Source organism: Desulfuromonas sp., assembly GCF_002868845.1.
Classification (GTDB): Bacteria; Desulfobacterota; Desulfuromonadia; order Desulfuromonadales; family BM501; genus BM501.
Genome location: NZ_PKUB01000016.1, coordinates 48,194 through 66,299, shown reverse-complemented (window position 1 = coordinate 66,299; position 18,106 = coordinate 48,194). Strand labels below are relative to the sequence as shown.

Annotated in this window: 14 protein-coding genes and 4 pseudogenes; 11 read left to right on the top strand and 7 right to left on the bottom strand. The window is 61.6% G+C overall.

From position 1 onward, the window contains the following. From C0617_RS17010 to C0617_RS17000, 3 pseudogenes are all read left to right on the top strand, one after another. A pseudogene (locus C0617_RS17010) lies at positions 1–178 on the top strand (acyl-CoA thioesterase); the annotation flags it as partial. Between the two features lie 410 nt (positions 179–588). Next, positions 589–882 (top strand): annotated as a pseudogene (locus C0617_RS17005) (hotdog domain-containing protein); the annotation flags it as partial. A 1-nt stretch (position 883) separates the two neighbouring features. Continuing rightward, positions 884–996 (top strand): annotated as a pseudogene (locus tag C0617_RS17000) (acyl-CoA thioesterase); the annotation flags it as partial. 394 nt (positions 997–1,390) lie between these two features. On the opposite strand, the gene C0617_RS04705 reads toward C0617_RS17000, so the two are convergent. From C0617_RS04705 to C0617_RS04695, 3 genes are read right to left on the bottom strand one after another with little or no spacing between them, the layout of a single operon-like run. After that, positions 1,391–1,789, bottom strand: a complete 399-nt coding sequence (locus tag C0617_RS04705) for a hypothetical protein (protein ID WP_291315859.1) — start codon at positions 1,787–1,789, stop codon at positions 1,391–1,393. Between the two features lie 18 nt (positions 1,790–1,807). Further along, positions 1,808–2,230 (bottom strand): hypothetical protein, encoded by a 423-nt coding sequence (locus C0617_RS04700; RefSeq protein ID WP_291315858.1) that lies wholly within the window; start codon positions 2,228–2,230, stop codon positions 1,808–1,810. 23 nt (positions 2,231–2,253) lie between these two features. Next, a complete protein-coding gene (locus C0617_RS04695) occupies positions 2,254–3,600 on the bottom strand; it encodes a hypothetical protein (RefSeq protein ID WP_291315857.1) in 1,347 nt (448 codons plus the stop codon). A gap of 382 nt (positions 3,601–3,982) precedes the next feature. Between C0617_RS04695 and C0617_RS04690 the strand changes: the two genes are divergently transcribed. The 5 genes from C0617_RS04690 (at position 3,983) to C0617_RS04670 (ending at position 8,950) form a co-directional block, all read left to right on the top strand. Further along, positions 3,983–5,200 carry an efflux RND transporter periplasmic adaptor subunit gene (locus tag C0617_RS04690; RefSeq protein WP_291315856.1) on the top strand — a complete coding sequence of 406 codons (1,218 nt, stop codon included), beginning with the start codon at positions 3,983–3,985 and terminating at the stop codon, positions 5,198–5,200. A gap of 1 nt (position 5,201) precedes the next feature. Then, positions 5,202–5,897 (top strand): ABC transporter ATP-binding protein, encoded by a 696-nt coding sequence (locus C0617_RS04685; RefSeq protein WP_291315855.1) that lies wholly within the window; start codon positions 5,202–5,204, stop codon positions 5,895–5,897. Then, positions 5,884–7,041 (top strand): ABC transporter permease, encoded by a 1,158-nt coding sequence (locus tag C0617_RS04680; protein WP_291315854.1) that lies wholly within the window; start codon positions 5,884–5,886, stop codon positions 7,039–7,041. The genes C0617_RS04685 and C0617_RS04680 overlap by 14 nt, the downstream gene beginning before the upstream one ends. Further along, positions 7,042–8,205, top strand: coding sequence for an ABC transporter permease (locus C0617_RS04675; protein WP_291315853.1), 1,164 nt, complete (start codon positions 7,042–7,044; stop codon positions 8,203–8,205). 307 nt (positions 8,206–8,512) lie between these two features. Then, entirely contained in the window at positions 8,513–8,950 is a 438-nt protein-coding gene (locus tag C0617_RS04670) for a nucleoside deaminase (protein ID WP_291315852.1), read from the top strand. 232 nt (positions 8,951–9,182) lie between these two features. Here the strand turns inward: C0617_RS04670 and C0617_RS04665 are convergent, their stop codons facing one another. Both C0617_RS04665 and carB read right to left on the bottom strand, forming a co-directional pair. After that, positions 9,183–9,422, bottom strand: a complete 240-nt coding sequence (locus tag C0617_RS04665; protein ID WP_291315851.1) for a hypothetical protein — start codon at positions 9,420–9,422, stop codon at positions 9,183–9,185. 64 nt (positions 9,423–9,486) lie between these two features. Continuing rightward, positions 9,487–12,687 carry a carbamoyl-phosphate synthase large subunit gene (carB, locus tag C0617_RS04660; protein ID WP_291315850.1) on the bottom strand — a complete coding sequence of 1,067 codons (3,201 nt, stop codon included), beginning with the start codon at positions 12,685–12,687 and terminating at the stop codon, positions 9,487–9,489. 248 nt (positions 12,688–12,935) lie between these two features. Here carB and C0617_RS04655 point away from each other — a divergent pair, with 248 nt between their 5' ends. From C0617_RS04655 to C0617_RS04645, 3 genes are all read left to right on the top strand, one after another. After that, positions 12,936–13,538, top strand: a complete 603-nt coding sequence (locus tag C0617_RS04655; RefSeq protein ID WP_291315849.1) for a hypothetical protein — start codon at positions 12,936–12,938, stop codon at positions 13,536–13,538. A gap of 383 nt (positions 13,539–13,921) precedes the next feature. Beyond that, a complete protein-coding gene (locus tag C0617_RS04650; RefSeq protein WP_291315848.1) occupies positions 13,922–15,259 on the top strand; it encodes a DEAD/DEAH box helicase in 1,338 nt (445 codons plus the stop codon). 70 nt (positions 15,260–15,329) lie between these two features. Further along, positions 15,330–16,517 carry a multidrug effflux MFS transporter gene (locus tag C0617_RS04645; RefSeq protein ID WP_291315847.1) on the top strand — a complete coding sequence of 396 codons (1,188 nt, stop codon included), beginning with the start codon at positions 15,330–15,332 and terminating at the stop codon, positions 16,515–16,517. A 460-nt stretch (positions 16,518–16,977) separates the two neighbouring features. On the opposite strand, the pseudogene C0617_RS16995 reads toward C0617_RS04645, so the two are convergent. Beyond that, positions 16,978–17,322, bottom strand: a pseudogene (locus tag C0617_RS16995) (putative metalloprotease CJM1_0395 family protein); the annotation flags it as partial. A gap of 370 nt (positions 17,323–17,692) precedes the next feature. After that, entirely contained in the window at positions 17,693–18,106 is a 414-nt protein-coding gene (locus tag C0617_RS04635) for a hypothetical protein (protein WP_291315845.1), read from the bottom strand.

The following is an 18,106-nucleotide window of genomic DNA, read 5'->3' as shown; positions in this document are numbered from 1 at the left end:
GGTTTGCTGTTACGGCCAGGTTGAAAAAGTAGGCAACACCTCCATCTCCCTGAAACTCGAGGTCTGGGTAAAGCCAGTAACAAGATCAACCGGCGGCAATCGTTTCAAGGTTACCGAGGCCCGGTTTATCTACGTGGCCATAGACGATCAACATAATAAACGCATGATACACAAGTAGTGCAGAGGCCGGGCCAGGTCTTCAGGGATTCGGGCCAGCAGGGATTCGGGGGGCACAATACCGATTTTAATGTCAACCCCCACAAAGCAGGACAGCCCACAAAGAGTGGGTTGACTTGAGGCACCCAAGGGGGAGCTTGAAGGGTGGGTGTCGAAAGGCAAGCGGCGAAAGCATGTTTTCGTCTCCATCGCCCCATTGACAATTGGGTCAACCTAGGGGGACGTTGTTGATTAGTCGATTAGCCTGACGTGTCACCCGCACCCCTGTATTGCCTCCGAGCGTCCCTGCCTCCAAAACTCTCGCAATTCATGCGATAAGGAAAACAGGTGGATATATTTCTAAACGCGGGGGCGCGGGGTCAAGTCTTGCCCTGCCACTTTTTGCACTAACTATATAAAAACGGGGGACATATGGAAAATCCTGAAGAACCCAGCGGGGAATTGGTCTTGCGCACTCTCGCCATGCCGGCGGACACCAATCCCAATGGTGATATTTTTGGTGGTTGGGCAATGTCCCAGATGGATATCGCCGGTGGTATTCTGGCCAAAGAGATCAGCGGGGGCCGGATCGTAACCGTGGCTGTGGAAGGGATGAAATTCATCAAGCCCATTCAGGTAGGAGACGTGGTTTGCTGTTACGGCCAGGTTGAAAAAGTAGGCAACACCTCCATCTCCCTGAAACTCGAGGTCTGGGTAAAGCCAGTANGGGTAAAGCCAGTAACAAGATCAACCGGCGGCAACCGTTTCAAGGTTACCGAGGCCCGGTTTATCTACGTGGCCATAGACGATCAACATAATAAACGCAGGATACACAAGTAGTGCAGAGGCTGGGGAAATCGGGGGACAACATGGGGAAATCGGGGGACAAAATACCTATTGCCTGCCGAGGTTAGATCGAAACAGTTTGCCCTTTTCGGGGCTAAGGGGGTCGGAGGTTCAAATCCTCTCGCCCCGACCATTTTCCTACAATAGTTTTATCGGCTTCGCAACCCGATCCTGCGAGCGGCCAAAGTCAAATAGAACGCCTCCGGAACCTTTACGGTCCGGAGGCGTTTTTTTTTGTGTTATTTCAAAATCTTGTTGAGGAATTGCCAAGCTTGCAGGGCTGACCCCAAGCGCACAAGCGCACAGAGGATTTGTGGACGTCGATTTCCTTAAAATCGGGAAAGTCCGACAGCCTCCTAGGAAAATAATTTCAGGTGTTAAACATGGGCTAGGGCTGATAGGTCAGTGCCAGGGAGTAAGTGGTGCCGTCCAGAGTCGTTTCACCAGAGATGGCCGGCGCGTATACTGCCTCCACTCCCCAACGAGGGGTCATCTTGTAACCCAGAGCCAGATCGAGCTTGATCAGGTCGAACTGGTTCGGGTTGCTGCGGTTGATGCTGGCGCCGCCTTCACCGTTGTCCATTCCCTTGATCCCATCGAGCTTGGCCCGACCGTAGAGGGATTTGGTGAAATCGCCGCCGACCTCGACCAGGTAGCGCAGTTCATCGGCCGGGGCCTCGTCTCGCCAGCGGTAACCCAGTTCAAAGCCGCAGTAGCCTGGGAAAAGAGTCCACAGGGATTGCCCATAAAGAAGCCGGAATTCGGCATCGTATTGGCCGTTCCCCAAGGGCACCCCCCGCCCGCCTTAGGGCGCCTCGTCGTAGGCTTCCGGGACCTTGACGAGCCCCTGAGCGGCCACCGCCCCGCCCGACCAGCCCAAGAGCCGGTATTTCAACCCCAGATCGATATCCCCGATACCGTTGGACTCCTTGACGATCAAAGCGTCTTCCTGCTCGATATCCTTGTAATAGATGGAAGCGATGGCCGTGAGCCGATCGGTCACCCCGTATTCGACATAGTAATTAACGTTGACTTCGGTGAAGTCGCCCTCGAAGTCCAGGGCCTTATCTTCGCCGTCGGCGTCGAACTCCTCGTCGGCAAAATAATAATTCACGGCGAACCGGTTATAGGCCTTGCCCTGCTCCAGGGTCCAAGCGCCGGCAAAGCAGGTGCTGGCTAACGACAATAAAACCAAAGCAAACAAGCAAGGATAAACTGCTTTTTTCATGACACTTCCTTTCCCTCAATCCATTAGTTCAAGGCTTCAATCAGCAGATTTTCTATCGTTTGGAGGGTGAATCGGGCCATCTCTTCCTTGCTCAAAACCGGCCACAAGGTCTTGTTCTTGGCATTGGCATCCCAAGCCTCTTTCTTGGACAACACGGTGGTTTCGCTGACGTCCTGGAAATTCCGCTGGACGCTATAGACGGGATTTTGCACCTCGATGACATCCGGGGAGGAGGACTTGAAATAGACGCTGATCGGCAAAGAGGCAAAGTGCCAGATGCCGTTATGCATCAAAAATGGGGAGATATAGCCGTCAAAGACCTGCATCTGGTAAACCGTTTCTCCCGACGGCAATCGGTACTCAAGCAGCTTGGCGTCGTCGAACACGTGGAGGATACTGTTCGGCACCAGATGCTCCATCTGTTCACTTTGATTGGCGATCTTCCAGTCGGGGAAATAGGTCTTGACGCCATCGACCTTGAGCCAGCCGTCCTTGATCGCGCTGAAGGTTCCGAAGGCCATGACCCCCTGGAAAATCGCCTCTCCCGGCAACAGGTGGGCATAGTCATCGCTGCCGTTATCCACCTGATAGCCGTGCTGCTCGGCCTCACCCTTGAACATGACGACATTGCCGGCCAGCACTTTGTCCGCCACCTCTCTGGCGCTCAGGCTCCCGGCAGCAACGGCAATCTCAACGATAGGCGTTGCCTCTGCTGAGCCGCTAAACCGCTCCTCGGGATACTGGGGGTCGATCTGAACATCGGGAAAAGCGCCGGCGATGGTATCAACCAGTAGCTTCCGCGCCTCTTCGAGTTTGGAGCGCAGTTCGGATGAGGGTGTCAGGAACTGGGAAAGGTAGTTCAGCGGATCGACGGCGCAGACGTAAACATACTCCTTGCCTTCATAAGTCCCGGGCAAGACGATGAACCGAAAGGGCAGCGCATAAATAGCCCTTTCGTCGATGCCGAGCAGTTCAGCCTCCATCTCGGGAAAGCGGGCTTCCAACAGGCGGACGGCCGCCGTTTCCGCCACCTTGATCAGCCAGTTGCCGTAATTATATTTTGGGATCACACCGTCAACGGTCAGAGGCTTGGCCGAAATGCTGGAGGTCCCGTAGACCTCGCCCCCCTGACTGCCAAGGTAATCGCCCAAGGTCTTGATAACCGCATCCGTCACTGCAATGGTGCTTGTCCCTTCCCCGGCAGCATAGTCCTCTTTGGCGAACCTGGCCACGTCGATGAGATCGGGGGCCTGCTGATAATAATGCAGGGATGGCGGCTGCTTTACTTCGTGGTCCGAACTGCTCAATTCGCCACACCCGCTGACGACTAGAAGTATCACGATAAAAAAACAAGACCCAAGCCTGGCCATAAAAGACCCTCCCGTGAAATAGGTTGAAAAGAAAAAATGGCCAGAGGCGCCTCCCCCAAACCGCTCTGGCACGGTGGGCCCCGCCTCCTCCCCAATGGAACGAACCGGCAAGCCATAAAAAAACAAATCTTAATGCGTAGACCTTATATCCCAGGAGAAACCCTTAAGTCCAATAGTTTTTTCCGATGATTAGATTCGTATGTATCTAAAATAACAATAAAAATCACCCTGGGCCCGAAACGGGGCATTGTATTAAGAATATGGCCTATGCCTGACTTGAATAGTCGAGGGGCGGTCGAGGGGGACGTTGTTGATTAGCCCCGAATTCTACTCTGTTAAAATATATGGGCCTGTTTCTTCCCTCCTCCCGGGAGCAGCCCAAATGGCCGATGATGATCTCAGCAAGTTGAAGATTCCCAAATCAGAAGCTCACTTCGCCCGCTCCCATCGCCGTAGAAAATTCCGATGGCTCCTCATCCCCCTGCTGATACTCCTTGGCGCAGGCCTCTATGCAACCGGCATTTTCGCCCCGGCTGTGGAGGTGGAACTCGCGTCCGTCTCGCTTGTCTTCCCGTCGCAGTCCCTTACCCAGCTTAATGCCAGCGGCTACGTTGTCGCACAGCGAAAGGCCGCTGTGGCCAGCAAGGTCACGGGGCGGCTCGAGTGGCTGGGTGTCGAAGAAGGAAGTCTTGTCAAGGAGGGGCAGGTCATCGCCCGCCTGGAGAATCGCGATACCCTGGCGGCGAAAGACCAGGCAGAGGCCGAACTGCAACGCGCACGCACCGAGATCGCCAGGACCCAAGCCGAGCAGCACGAGGCGCAGGTTAACTTCCGGCGCTTCCAGGAGTTGCTGGCCGACGGCATTATCTCCCGCGCCGAGTTCGACCGGGCCGAGGCGCGCCATCTGCAGGCCGAGGCCACCGTCAAGGCCGCCGAGGCGACGGTGAGCACGGCCAGGGCCGCCCTGAGAGGAGCCGAGGTCGCTCTTGATTACACCCGAATCCGCGCTCCCTTCGACGCCGTGGTTTTAACCAAAAACGCCGACATCGGCGACATCGTTACCCCAATCGGCGCTGCCGCCGAGGCCAAGGCGGCGGTGGTCAATATTGCCGATCTCGATTCCCTGCAGATCGAAGCCGACGTCAGCGAATCGAACCTGGAGAAAGTGCACGTCGGGCAGCCCTGCGAAATCCAACTCGACGCCTTTCCCGAGCGCCGCTTTGCCGGCGCCGTGCATATGATTGTCCCTACCGCCGACCGCACCAAGGCGACGGTGCTGGTCAAGGTGCGCTTTCTCGCAAAAGACCCCAAAATACTCCCGGAAATGAGTGCCCGAGTCGCATTTCTCGAGCGCCCCTTAACCGACAAGGAGCAGCAGCCGCGCACCGCGGTAAGCCGCGCCGCGGTCGTGGAGCGCGACGGCAAGACCCTGGTCTTCAGGGTGGAAGGAGAACGGGCCCAGGCGTCGGAGATGGTCACTGGCGAAGAACTCGGCGATATGGTTGAGGTCCGCAGCGGCCTGCAAGTCGGCGACAAGGTCATTATCCGCCCCCTCGACCGGATCCGGGAAGGCAGCCGTGTCAAGCTGCCGAGGGGATAACATGACGGCTCCCATCCCCGCTATTGTGGAAATCCGCAACCTGTACAAATCCTACCTGCGCGGCAACCAGCGGGTGCCGGTCCTTGAAGACATCACCCTTGACGTTGCCGATGGGGCATTCCTCGCCCTGATGGGCCCCTCGGGGTCGGGCAAAAGCACCCTGCTCAACCTCATCGCCGGCATCGACAGCCCCGACGCGGGTCTGCTGCGAGTCGGCGGGGTGGAAGTCAGCGCCTTTGCCGAGAGGGAACTGGCCGCCTGGCGAGCCGCCCACGTCGGTTTCATCTTCCAGTTCTACAACCTGATCCCGGTACTGACTGCCTTCGAAAACGTCGAACTCCCCCTGCTCCTCACCCCTCTGTCGCGAAAGGAGCGCAGCGAGCACGTCTTGCTGGCCATGCGCCTGGTGAGTCTGGAGGACCGCATGGACCATCGCCCCGGGCAGCTCTCGGGCGGACAGCAACAGCGGGTCGCCATCGCCAGGGCGCTGATCACCGACCCGACCATCCTGGTGGCCGATGAGCCGACGGGGGACCTCGACCGGGAGTCTGCCGAGGAGGTGCTGTCGCTTATGGACAGTCTTAACCGGGAGTTCGGCAAGACGGTCATTATGGTCACCCACGATCCCCGCGCCGCTGAAAAGGCCCATGTCATCCGTCACCTGGAGAAGGGACTGCTCGACAATGTTCCTGCTTAAGCTGATTGTGCGCAACGCTTTTCGCCACAAGCTGCGCAGTACGCTCACGGTCCTTGGCATCGCCGTGGCCATCCTCGCATTCGGCCTGCTGCGCACTCTCATCGGGGCCTGGTACCTGGGGGTCGAGGCCTCCGCGGCCAACCGGTTGGTGACCCGCAACGCAATCTCTCTGGTCTTTTCCCTTCCCCTCTCCTACAAGGACCGAATCAAGCAAGTGGACGGAGTCGAAAAGGTTTCCATCGGCAACTGGTTCGGCGGCATCTACATCGACCGCAAGAACTTCTTCCCCAACTTCGCCGTAGAGCCCGAGAGTTACCTCGAACTCTACCCGGAATTAGTCATTCCCCCTCAGCAAAAAAGCGCCTTTGTGCGCGATCGCCGCGGCGCGGTGGCCGGGGCCAATCTGGCGGAACGCTTCGGATGGCAGGTCGGCGACCAGATCACCCTTCAGGGGACGATCTTTCCCGGCGACTGGGACCTTGTGCTGCGCGGCATCTACCGGGGGCTGCGGCCCAACACCGACCAGACCCAGTTTTTCTTTCACTGGGACTACCTTAACGAAACGATGAAAAAAACCGCGCCGCGCCGCGCCGACCAGGTCGGGTTCTACATGATCGGACTGTCCCACCCGGATCAGGCGGCCGAGGCTTCGGCGGCCATCGACGCGCTGTTCAAGAACTCTTTGGCGGAGACTCTCACCGAGACGGAGAAAGCCTTCCAGCTCAGCTTCGTGGCCATGTCGGGGGCGATCATCACAGCCATCCGAATCGTCTCCATTGTGGTCATCGTCATCATCATGGTGGTCGCTGCCAACACCATGGCGATGACCGCCCGCGAGCGCATCGCCGAGTATGCCACCCTAAAGACCCTCGGCTTCGGCGCTCATCACATCGCCGGGGCGGTTTTCGGCGAATCGATGCTCATCGCCCTCTCTGGCGGTGCGCTGGGGCTGCTCCTGACCTACCCGGCGGCAGCGGAGATCGGCCGGATGCTTGCCCAGTTCATCCCGGTCTTCCGAGTCCCCCCGGAGACGGTCTGGCTCGATCTGGCCGCGGCCGTCACCGTCGGTTTCGTTGCGGGGATTTTCACCACCTGGCGCGGGGCCACCATCAACATCGCCGAAGGATTAAGGAGGATCGGCTGAATGATCCCCTTCTCCTACAGCCTGCGCAATCTCTGGACGCGGCGCCTGACCACCGCCTTGACCGTGGCGGGGATGGCCCTGGTCGTTTTCGTCTTCGCCGCAACCTTGATGCTGGTCGAGGGGCTGCAGCAGACCTTGGTCGATACCGGCTCGCCGGAAAACGTGGTGCTGATCCGCAAGGGCTCGGAGACCGAAGTGCAAAGCGGCATCGACCGCGATGCGGCAGCGATCCTTGCCAGCCAGCCCGAGGTGGCGATCGGAGGCGACAGCCAGCCCCTGCTGGCCCGCGAGTCGGTGGTCCTCATCAACCTGGACAAACGCGGCAGCGACCAGGAGGCCAATGTGATCATCCGGGGCATCGGTCCGGCGTCCCTCACCCTGCGCCCACAGGCGCGTCTGGCCGAGGGGCGCATGCCGCGGCCGGGGGCGGCCGAGATCGTCACGGGATCGAGTATCGCCCGGCGCTTTCGCGGCGCCGCCCTGGGAGAGAACCTGCGTTTCGGCATGCGCGACTGGCAGGTCGTGGGGGTTTTCGACGCCGGAGCTACCGGCTTCAACTCTGAGATCTGGGGGGATGTCGATCAGCTGATGCAGGCCTTCCGCCGCACGGTCTACTCCTCGGTGGTCTTTCGCCTGCGTGACCCCGGTGCCTTCGCTCGTTACAAAGAGCGTATCGAGACCGACCCGCGCCTGACAGTAGAAGTCAAGCGGGAGATCACATTCTACGCCGATCAGTCGGAGGCGATGGGAACGTTCCTTCGCATCCTCGGCACGACGCTGACCCTGATCTTTTCGATCGGCGCGGTTATCGGCGCCATGATCACCATGTACGCCGCTGTAGCCGGCCGCATCACCGAGATCGGCACCTTGCGGGCCCTGGGCTTCGGGCGCGGCAGCATCTTGATCGCCTTTATCGCCGAGTCACTGCTTCTCGGCCTGCTCGGCGGCCTGGTCGGGCTCTTTTTCGCCTCCTTCATGCAACTGATCACCATTTCCACCATGAATTGGCAGACCTTCTCCGAACTCGCCTTCGGCTTCTCCCTGACCCCCGGCATCGCAATCAAATGCCTCGCCTTCGCCCTGGTCATGGGACTGTCTTGCGGGCTCCTTCCCGCGAGGCGAGCGGCACGCATGGAGTTGGTCGAAGCACTGCGCGACGGCTGAATTCCTGGAGGGGCGTGAGGAGGGCGAGAGGGACGTTTTTCTCTAATTTTCTATTTCGGAATGAATGTGAAATGTGTAGACGCGACCCCTTTGCCATAGAGACTCAAGAAAACGTCGGATTTGTTTTTTGGTCAGGAGCACCCCGCTTAGTTGTTTATCCCCCGAGACCAGGGCAGGAAACAGGGGGGTCAGGAGGGGATGTTGTTGATTAGTCGATTAGCCTGTCAGGTGTCACCGGCAGCCCCTGTATTACCTACGAGCCCTCCAGCCCCCAAAACTCTCGCAATCCATACGCAAAGGGAAACCCGTGGATATATTTCTAAATGCCGCAATTGAGGAAGCGAAAAAGGGCATGGCCGAAGGAGGCGTTCCCATCGGTTCGGTCCTGGTCGTTGATGGCCGCATCGTAGGGCGCGGGCACAACCAGCGTGTACAAAAAGGGAGTGCGGTCCTGCACGCGGAAATGGCTTGCCTGGAGGATGCTGGACGCCTTAAGGCCGCTGACTATGGCCGGGCCACCTTGTACTCGACCTTGTCTCCCTGCGACATGTGCAGCGGAGCGGTCCTTCTCTACGGGATACCGAAGGTTGTGGTCGGGGAGAATCGGACTTTTCGCGGGCCGGAAGATTATTTGAGATCGCGGGGCGTAGACGTGGTCCTTGCCGACAACGACGAGTGCCGGCGAATGATGGCGGCGTTTATCGAGAACCAACCCGATCTGTGGTATGAAGATATTTGTGAGTAGGGGCACCCCGGGGGGATGTTGTTGATTCGTCGATTGGCCCGGCACCATCAGGCCCCCAGCTTTTGGGCAGCAAGAAGCCCCGCAACGTGAAGGGGGGCAGGCTTTCACAGTTTGACATCTGAAAACAATTGTTCTGCCCCGAATTTCTTCCCAGACCCTTTTTCGACCCGGACAAACAAAAAGCCCCGGATGCCAAAAGCATCCGGGGCTTCATTTTTTCATCTTCTCCTTCTCACTTCTTCCGGCATTTCTGCTCGATGTGGGCCACGGCCGCTTCGAGCTCGCCGCCGTCCGCTCCCTTCCCCCCGGCGCCGCCGCCGTTGAGGCGCCTGATCAGCTCGTTGATCTCCAGCCCGAGATGCTTGTAGTGGTACGCTCTCTCGCCGATGCGGAAAAGGCGTTCCGCGAGCGTCTGGGAGATTGTTTCCGCCTCCAGGGCCTGCTCCGTTGCCAAGCGAAGTCTTTCGAACATTACCGCTCCTCTTTCGATAGGTTGGACGTTTATGCCCCGAAGGGCCTCGGATGGGGAATCCCCCTCATGTCAGGTCGGCGTGGTACTCCTGCAGGCTGCGCACCGCGCCCTTGCCCTGCTGGCAGGCTGCGATCCCCTTCGCCGCGGCGATGGCGGCGGCGGTGGTGGTGATGTAGGGGACCTTGTGCTTGATGGCCGCCTTGCGGATGTAGGAGTCGTCGTGGGCGCTTTTGCGGCCGATGGGGGTGTTGACCACCAGCTGGATCTGGCCGTTCTTGATGGCGTCGGCGATGTTGGGGCGACCCTCGTGCATCTTGAGGATCGCCTCGGCGGCGACGCCGTGCTCGAGGAGGTAGGCGCAGGTCCCCTTGGTCGCCCGGATGGTGAAGCCGAGATCGGCAAAGCGGCGGGCCGCCTCCAGGGCCCCGGCGCGGTCGTGCTCGGCGACGGTGATCAGCACCGTCCCCTCCCGGGGGAGGATGGCGCCGGCCCCTTCCTGGGCCTTGAAAAAGGCCATGCCGTAGTTGTCGGCCAGGCCCAGGACCTCGCCGGTGGAGCGCATCTCGGGGCCGAGGACCGGGTCGACCTCGGGGAACATGTTGAAGGGGAAGACCGCCTCCTTGACCCCGAAGTGGGGGACGGGGCGGCGCTGCAGGTCCAGGTCGGCGAGCTTCTTGCCGAGCATGAGCCCGACGGCGATGCGCGGCATGGGGATGTTGCAGACCTTGGAGACCAGCGGGACAGTGCGGCTGGCGCGGGGGTTGGCCTCGAGGATGTAGACGCGGTCGCCGGCGATGGCGTACTGGATGTTCATCAGCCCGACCACCCCCATCTCCACGGCGATCTCGCGGGTGTATTCCTCGATGGTGTCGATGTGCCTCTGCGGGATGGAGACCGGGGGGATGACGCAGGCCGAGTCGCCCGAGTGGACCCCCGCCAGTTCGATGTGCTCCATGACCGCCGGGACGAAGGCATCGACACCGTCGGAGATGGCGTCGGCCTCGGCCTCGATGGCGTTCTGCAGGAAGCAGTCGATGAGGATGGGCCGCTCGGGGGTGACGTCGACGGCCTTGGCGAGGTACTCGCGCAGCATCGCCTCGTCGTGGACGACCTCCATGGCCCGGCCCCCGAGGACGTAGCTGGGGCGCACCATCAGCGGGTAGCCGATGCGCCCGGCGATCTCCACCGCCTGCTCCAGGGTGCTGGCCATTCCCGACTCGGGCTGGGGGATGCCCAGTTTCTGCATCATGGCGTTGAACTGCTCGCGGTCCTCGGCCAGGTCGATGGTCGCGGGAGAGGTGCCGATGATTCTGACCCCGGCGGCCTGAAGCTCGGCGGCGATGTTCAGCGGCGTCTGGCCGCCGAACTGCACAACCACCCCTTCGGGCTTCTCCTTGGCGTAGATGGAGAGGACGTCCTCGACGGTGAGGGGCTCGAAGTAGAGCTTGTCCGAGGTGTCGTAGTCGGTGGAGACGGTCTCGGGGTTGCAGTTGACCATGATCGTCTCGTAGCCCGCTTCGCGCAGGGCGAAGGCGGTGTGGACGCAGCAGTAGTCGAATTCGATCCCCTGGCCGATGCGGTTGGGGCCGCCGCCGAGGACCATGATCTTTCTCTTGTCGCTGACGGCGACCTGGTCCGGGGCGTTGTAGGTGGAGAAGTAGTAGGCGGCGTCCTCCACGCCGCTCACCGGGACCGGTTCCCAGGCTTCGGCGACGCCGAGGGCGAGGCGCCGCTCGCGGACGGCGGCCTCGTCGATGGCGAGGATCTGCGCCAGGTACTTGTCGGCGAAGCCGTCCCGCTTGGCCTGGGCCAGCAGTTCGTCCGGCGGCAGCTGCCCCTTGTGCTCCAGGATCCGTTCCTCGAGTTGCACCAGCTCCCGCATCTGCTCCAGGAACCAGGCCTTGATGTGGGTTTTAAGGTGCAGCGCCTCGACGGTCGCCCCCTTGCGAAGCGCCTCGTAGAGGACGAAGTGACGCTCGCTCGAGGGCTCGGCGAGGAGGTCCATCAGCTCATCGAGGCTCCTGCGGTTGAAGTCGGCCGCGAAGCCGAGTCCGTGGCGGCCGTTCTCCAGGGAGCGGATCGCCTTCTGCATCGCCTCCTTGTAGTTCTTGCCGATGCTCATGACCTCGCCGACGGCGCGCATCTGGGTGCCGAGCTTGTCCTCGACACCCTTGAACTTTTCAAACGCCCAGCGGGCGAACTTGACCACCACGTAGTCGCCGCTCGGGGTGTACTTCTCCAGGGTGCCGTCGCGCCAGTAGGGGATCTCGTCGAGGGTCAGGCCGGCGGCGAGCTTGGCGGAGACCAGGGCGATGGGAAAGCCGGTCGCCTTGCTGGCCAGGGCCGAGGAGCGGCTGGTGCGGGGGTTGATCTCGATGACCACGACCCGGCCGGTCTTCGGGTCGTGGGCGAACTGGACGTTGGTGCCGCCGATGACCTCGATGGCGTCGACGATGTCGTAGGCGTACTTCTGCAGGCGCGCCTGCAGTTCGTCGCTGATGGTGAGCATCGGCGCGGTGCAGTAGGAGTCGCCGGTGTGCACCCCCATGGCGTCGACGTTCTCGATATAGCAGACGGTGATCTTCTGGTTCTTGGCGTCGCGGACCACCTCCAGCTCCAGCTCCTCCCAGCCGAGGACCGACTCCTCGACCAGGATCTGGCTCACCGGGCTGGCGGCCAGGCCGCGGGTGGCGATGGTCTCGAACTCCTCCAGGTTGTAGGCGAAGCCGCCGCCGGTCCCCCCCATGGTGTAGGCGGGGCGGATGACGACCGGCAGGCCGATGCGCTCGAGGATCTCCCCGGCCTCCTCCATGCTCGTGGCGATCTCGCTGCGGGCGGTCTCGATTCCCAGCCGGGTCATTGTCTCCTTGAAGGTCTCCCGGTCCTCGCCCCGCTTGATGGCGTCGAGGTTGACCCCGATCACCCGCACGCCGTAACGGTCGAGAATCCCCGCCTCCGCCAGGGCGGTGGAGAGGTTCAGGCCGGTCTGGCCGCCGAGGTTAGGCAGCAGGGCGTCGGGGCGTTCCTGGGCGATGATCTCGGTGAGTCGCTCGACGTTGAGGGGCTCGATGTAGGTGACGTCGGCCATGCCGGGATCGGTCATGATCGTGGCCGGATTGGAGTTGACCAGCACGATCTGGTAGCCGAGTTCGCGCAGGGCCTTGCAGGCCTGGGTTCCGGAGTAGTCGAATTCGCAGGCCTGGCCGATGACGATCGGGCCGGAGCCGATGATAAGAACCTTTTTTACGTCGTCCCGTCTGGGCATACACGTCTCCCTTGCAATAAATTTAACCACTGGCCAAGTGGCCGCATCCACTATCGCAAATATCGGGGCGTCCCGCAAGGGTTATGGGTATAATTTAGGCAAGCCAGGCGTAGAAAAAGGGCAGAGTGTGGAGGGGGCCGCTTGGGAGATAGGGGGCTGGGAGCTGAGGGGAAATGGTGCCCAATAAGTAGTCATGAGGGGGGGCTGCCCTAATGCCTGTTGGAATAAAACGGGGGCTGCGATACAGTATGGCTACTATGAAAGACAAGGTCAGCGCGGCCGCTCTCTCCGCAATTGCCCTCTTCAACGCCCTGTGCGTCTATCTCGTGTTCAAGAGCGGCATGAGGGAGGTCTACATGGAGAACGGCCTCGTCGAAAATGCGCAGGCCGTTCTCCTGGTGATCAGCGGTGTCGCCTTCCTGGTCGCCCTGGCCAGGGCCAGGGGCGGACACCGCTTCGTGCTCCTGGGCTTTATCCTTCTCTGCGTGAGCTTTCTGCTCCGTGAGCTGGACGTGGAGAAGTTCGACCTTCCGAGGGTGTTGATCCATGTCGGAAGCGGCGTCGGCCGCAACGTCATCGTGTCTCTGGCCTGGGCCGCCCTGGCCCTTTACATGGTGCGCCATTTCCGGCTCTGCATGGAGATGCTCCGGTACTGGCTGTTGTCAAAGACCGGGGCGTTCCTCCTGGCCGGCGGGGTCCTGCTGCTTTTGGGCGCCATGTTCGACCGGGGACTGGCCAGTTCGGGCTACGGCAGGTTCTATGAGGAGATGCTGGAGCTGAATGGTTACGGTGCCATTCTGCTGGGGGCGCTCTTCTCCCGGGCGCGTTTGCGGAAGAGTGGGGAATGGTAGACCCCATGGGGACGTCGTTGATTGGTCGATGAGCCTGACAGGGGCCGCAGCAAACCCTGCATCATCTTCAGAAACGCCACCCCTGAGCGCGTATTCAAGAGCCAGGGCTTTCCATGGCGCCTCTGCGGCGCAGCAAGCCCTGGCCTCTTTTTTTTCCCTCATCGGCAATGACTGCAGGTTAGGCAAAATGCATGGTGCGGATTTTCGAAGCGGCCGAGGTCCCGGTTTTCTGATTTGTACCCTCAGCGCAATTGACAGTCGTGCCGCAATCGACTACTGTTCCGAACAAGTCCCTGTTTGACCGTCTTTTTTCGCAACAGGTCATTTCTCCCTCCAAGCCGATCCGGCGCAACCGCATCGCTTTACATAAAGGATTTTGACCCATGTCTTTTGAATCCCTTGGCCTGCGCGCCGAACTGCTGAGCGCGATCGCCACGCAGGGCTATGTCACTCCGACTCCCATCCAGACCGAGGCGATCCCGGTCGTATTCGCAGGCGGCGATCTGCTGGCGGGCGCCCAGACCGGCACAGGCAAGACGGCGGCTTTCGCCCTGCCAATCGTGCAGATGCTTTGTGAAAACACCCCGCAGAAAAAACGCCGCCGCCCGCGCGCGCTGGTTCTGGTGCCGACCCGCGAACTGGCGGCCCAGGTCAGCGAGCAGATGCAAAATTACGGTCGGCGCCTGTCGCTGCGCTCAACCATGATCTACGGCGGGGTGAACATCCAGGCTCAGATCGAACGGCTGAAGCGGGGCATCGATATCGTGGTGGCGACCCCGGGGCGGCTGCTCGACCACGCCGCACGGGGAACGATCAAGCTTTCCGAGATCGAGTTCCTGGTGCTGGACGAAGCCGACCGGATGCTCGATCTGTGGTTTATCGACGACATCCTCGAGGTGGCGGAATACCTTCCGGAAGAGCGCCAGACCCTGCTCTTTTCGGCCACCTATTCGCAAAGCATCAAGCAGTTGGCCGACGAACTCCTCGATCAGCCGAAGCGGGTCGAGGTGGAACGGCGCAATATCGCCGCCGATGACGTGAGCCAGGCGGTCTATCCGGTCGAACGCAGCCGCAAGCGGGAAATGATTTCGCACCTGATCCGCAAGGGGGAATGGAGCCAGGTCCTGGTCTTCGCCCGCACCCGCTACAGCGCCGACAAGCTGACCGCCGAACTGCTCTTCGACGGAATCAACACCGCCGCCATCCACAGCAACAAGAGCCAGTCGCTGCGGACGCGGACCCTCAAGGAGTTCAAGCAGGGGGAGCTTCGGGTGCTGGTCGCCACCGATGTCGCGGCGCGCGGACTCGACATCGCGCACCTGCCGCACGTGGTGAACTATGAGCTGCCTGATGTGCCTGAAGACTATGTCCACCGGATCGGCCGCACCGGCCGGGCCGGAGAAGCCGGGAGGGCCCTCTCGCTGGTCTGTCCCGCCGAGAAGCCGAAGCTGGAGGCGATCGAAAGGCTGCTCGAGGTTGCCATCCCCCGGGAAACGATTGCGGAATTTCCATCGGTTGCGATCAAGCGGGGGATGGTGGTGAAGCCGCGCAAAGCGTCCAGCGGCCCGGCCCGGCCCAAGAAGGCCGAGGCCAAGCCAAAGAATGCCGCGGCCAAACCGAAAAAGCAAAAGTCGACCAAGACCAGAACCGGCGGGCGGAAAAAAACAGCGACCCCGCGCCCCGCCGCCCCGAAAACCGGTCGCCGGGGGAGTCGGTCGTAATTGCTCCGCAAAGCCTGAGAGCTTTTGACCTCAACGCCTGCCCCCCCTGTCGGACTTCAGAAGTCGCCCTATGACAAAATCCCGCATGTTGCTCCTGCTGGCGCTCTTGTCCGCCTTTCCGCCGCTGGCCACCGATATGTACCTGCCGGCCATCCCGTTGCTCCAGCAGCGCTGGGGCGAGCCCCTGACGGTGATCAACCTGACCCTGGTCGGGTTTTTCGTCAGCTACTGTGTCTTTCTGCTGATCTACGGGCCGGTGTCGGACCGCTTCGGGCGGCGGCGCCCGCTCTTGGCCGGGATCGGTCTTTTTATCTTCGCCTCACTGCTGTGCGCCCTCTCCGGCAGCGTCGGCGCGCTGATTGTCTCAAGGGTTCTGCAGGCGGCAGGGGCCGCAGCCGCGGCGGCCCTGGCGATGGCGATCAGCAAGGACGTCTTCCGGCACGATGAGCGGGCGCGCATCCTGGCCTGGATCGGGGTGATCATGGCGCTCGCCCCCGCTGTGGCCCCCATCGTCGGCGGCTGGATCATGATCTGGTTCTCCTGGCGGTGGATCTTCGTCGCCCAGGCGGCGATCGCCGCGGTCGCCTGGGTCGGGGTGCTGCGGATGCCCGAGACGCTTCAGGCCCCCTCGTCAACGGGCGTGCTGGAGACGGCCGGGATCTACCTGCAGCTCTTCCGCAACCGGCGGTACCTCGGTTTCGCCCTGATGGTGTCGATGGTGGTGTTCCCCCATTTCGCCTTTATCGCCGGCTCGGCCGATATCTACATCACCCGCCTCGGCCTCTCCGAGCAGACCTTCGGCTACCTTTTCGCCATCAACGCCATCGCCTTCATGGGCGGCTCCCTCCTCTGCACGCGCCTGCTGCACCGGATCGGCCCGAGGAAGGTGATGACCGTGGGGTTCGCCGGGCTGCTGGCCGGCGGCGTGATCATGCTGCTGCGGATCTTCCCCGGTCCCTGGGGGCTCGCCCTCCCCATGTCGGTCGTCACCTTCTCCCTCGGTTTGAGCCGCCCCCCGAGCAACAACCTCGTCCTTGAGCAGGTCGACCGCCATGCAGGCGCCGCCTCCTCGCTGCTGGTCTTTATCTTCTTCATGCTCGGCGCCTTCTCCATGTGGCTCATCTCCCTCGACTGGGGGGACAAGATCGGGGTGATCGGGATCCTCGCCACGGCGGTCGGCGCCGTGATGCTGTCGATCTGGCTGTTGCTGCCGTCCGAATGGAAGTGCGAAAGGGGCCGTCGCCAGGCTGTTGGGTGAACATCTCGAGCTGAAGGGATAGTTTTTAGCCGGAGAGTCCCCGTCATGGCCGCCGGTCAGCGTTCGGCAGCGTCCACGGACCTCCAGTTTTCTCAAAAAAAGCCCCGCCGGTCAGCGGGGCTTTTTCAACTCTGGGCAGGACGGGAAAGGGGGAAGGTGTTTTCCATAGGTCGCCCGGAGATCACCCGGATCGACGCCTGCTGTTTCCGCTCGTTCGCCGCGTCGAGCGAAGGGCCGCGGCCGCATCGGGGTGTTATCCGGAAAGGTCCGGCCATGCAGGAGGCAGGCGCCCGGGCGTCGTTCAGGCGATCACGTTGAGGGTTTGTCCCGGCGGTGCATGGCGGGGGGGCTCGGGAGGTTTTCCGTCCGGCTCCCCGCCCATGGAGTCCCCGGGTTTTTCGCCCTACTCCGGGGCCGATGCCGCCTGGTCTTCGGCGGTCCCTTCGGCCTCTCCAACGCCCTTGGCCAGCTCGGCCTGGGCCTCCATGGCCATTTGCGTGGCCTTGGCCGCAATCGCCCGGTCGGCCCCCGAAGGCTGGGCCGGCGCCAGGGCCGCCGCGCGCAATTGCTGGGATTTCTGCAGGGTTGCCTGGGGGTCGCCGGCGATTTTCGAGGTGTTCATCTGGACCTCGCCGCCGACGGCGTAATTGCGACCGTCCGCCCCCTTTTCATAGGTGTACGAGGGAGACCCCGCGTACTGCCCGCCGACAGCCGCATGGGCCGCCTCGTGGGCCCGCACCTCGCGGTCCCGGTCGGCCAGCTTCTGGAGCTCCTGCGCCTCCAGGCTGAGGCTGACCTTGTCCCGGGCAAAGTTGCCGCCTTTGCTGGCCTCTTCCGGGGCTGCTTTGTCGGCCTGCGAGCGGTCCTGGCCCTCAAGGTGACCTTCTGCGGCACCTGGGCCGATGTGAGCTGCGGCCAGGGAAGGGTGTCCCGGAGTGCTTTCCGATGTGGGGATTGCTCGAATTTCCATTGCTCAGCCGCCTGCGGGAAAGGGTTGACGGTTCCTGCCCCTTTGTCGAAATGCACAGATTATGCCGCGGGAGCCAGAGAGCGATCGGTCCCGGGGGACCGGCACCGCAGGTGCCTGTCCCCTTTGGATGGCCCTTGTGGGCAAGGAGGTGGCGGTCAATGAACGGTTTTTCGGTTTGAGTGGGACCGGTCCCGTTTGGAAGGCCCTACTCCCAGAACCTCCACCACTTGCGGCTCTTCTGCCGGCTCTTCTGGCCCTGCTCGGAACCCTTGCCGAGTTCCTTCTGCTCCTGCTCCATCTTTTTTTGGTACTGCTTCTCCCGGCCCGGCGGGGTGTGCTCGCCCTGGTGCTCGTGTTCCATTTCGCGCTTTCGCTCGTGGGTCATCTCTTCGTCCCCCTCGCGAATGCGCTCCTCCTCCCGCTCGCGCCAGCGCTCCAGCGCTTTCTCCTCGGCCTTCTCCGGCTTCGACTCCCAGCCTTTCATCTTCTGTTCGCTCTGCTTGCCGTAGCCCTGGCCCTGACCCTGACCGGACTTGGCCGGTGCCGGGGCGGCGAGGGCGAAGGTCGTCGCGGCGGCGACGCTGGCGATGATTCCGAAAGCCCTGGATACTGTTTTCAT